This window comes from Gordonia gummivorans, from assembly GCF_022513585.1.
Taxonomy (GTDB): domain Bacteria; phylum Actinomycetota; class Actinomycetes; order Mycobacteriales; family Mycobacteriaceae; genus Gordonia.
Genome location: NZ_JAKWBF010000078.1, coordinates 1 through 1,423 on the forward strand (window position 1 = coordinate 1; position 1,423 = coordinate 1,423).

Annotated in this window: 1 protein-coding gene; it reads left to right on the plus strand. The window is 62.8% G+C overall.

From position 1 onward, the window contains the following. On the plus strand, positions 1-1,408 hold a 1,408-nt coding region (locus MKW15_RS24150), incomplete at its 5' end, for an IS1634 family transposase (protein WP_240862925.1). Positions 1,409-1,423: the final 15 nt, after the last annotated feature.

Below are 1,423 nucleotides of genomic sequence, written 5' to 3' on the forward strand. Positions count from 1 at the left end.
TTCGGCGCACGACAAGGCTGCGATCGAGGCATTGAAAGCTGTTGCGGCTCAGCGCATCCTTGGCGATCAGGGCGAGCTGGATCTGGGATTCGGGTCGGCCGGGGTGTCGGGTGGGCCGTTGCCGATCACGTCGTCGAAGATGGCGCACCTGTGCGAGGCGCTGTCGGGGGTGTATCGCGAACTCGGTTTCGCCCGCGCTACCGGCTCTGACCAGGTATTTGAGGAGTTGGTGATCGCCCGAATCCTGGAGCCGACCAGCAAGCTCGACTCGCTACGCGTGCTCACCGAGGCCGGGCTGACGCCGATGTCGTATCCCACGCTCAACCGGCGGCTGCCGATGTTTGCTGAGCCGGTGTGGCGGCAGAAGCTGGCTGCGGCGTGCGCGGCGTATGCCGGCCTGGACTCGGCCACCCTCGTGTTGTACGACGTGACAACGCTCTACTTCGAGACCGACAAGGCCGACGGCTTCCGTGAGCCCGGATTCTCCAAAGAGCGCCGCCTTGAACCGCAGATCACTGTCGGGTTGTTGACCGATGCGTCCGGGTTTCCGCTGATGGTGGAGGCTTTCGAGGGCAATAAAGCAGAAACGTTGACGCTGATGCCGACGTTGCGGGCGTTCATGACTGCCCACCGGCTCACCAATGTGACTGTCGTCGCGGATGCCGGCATGATCTCCGCGGACAACAAGGCAGCGATCGAAGAAGCCGGCCTGTCGTTCATCCTCGGTGAGAAGATCCCGACCGTGCCGTACGTGATCAGTAAGTGGCACAACGACAATCCCGGTCGTGAGATCCCTGACGGGCTGGTGTTGACCCAGCCGTGGCCGGCGACATCCAAGACGCGCCACCGCCGTAACCAGGTGGTCTACTACCAGTACAAGGCCGACCGGGCGCGTCGGTCACTGCGCGGTATCGACGAGCAGATCGCCAAGGCGCAGAAGGCGGTCGAGGGTAAGGTCCCGGTCAAACGCAACCGGTTCGTCACGCTGAAGGGTGCGGCCAAGAGCGTGAACCGCGAGTTGGAGACCAAAGCCCGAACTCTGGCGGGATGGAAGGCGTATGCCACCAATATCGACTCGCCCACAAGCGATTTCGTGATCGGCACCTACCATGAGCTGTGGCGGATCGAGAAGAGTTTCCGGATGTCGAAATCCGACCTGGCCGCGCGCCCGATCTTCCACCGCAAAGAGGACTCGATCCGCGCGCACCTCGCAGTCGTGTTCGCCGCCCTCGCCATCACCCGCATCATCGAAGCCCGCACCGGATGGTCGATCAAGAAGTTCGTCACCACAGCACGCCGCTACCGCACCATCACCGTCCAAGCCGGCGAGCACACCATCATCGCCGCCGACCCCATCCCCGACGACCTCAACGAAGCACTCCAGGCCATCCGAGAACCTACGCACTAATTGATAAAAGTCAGG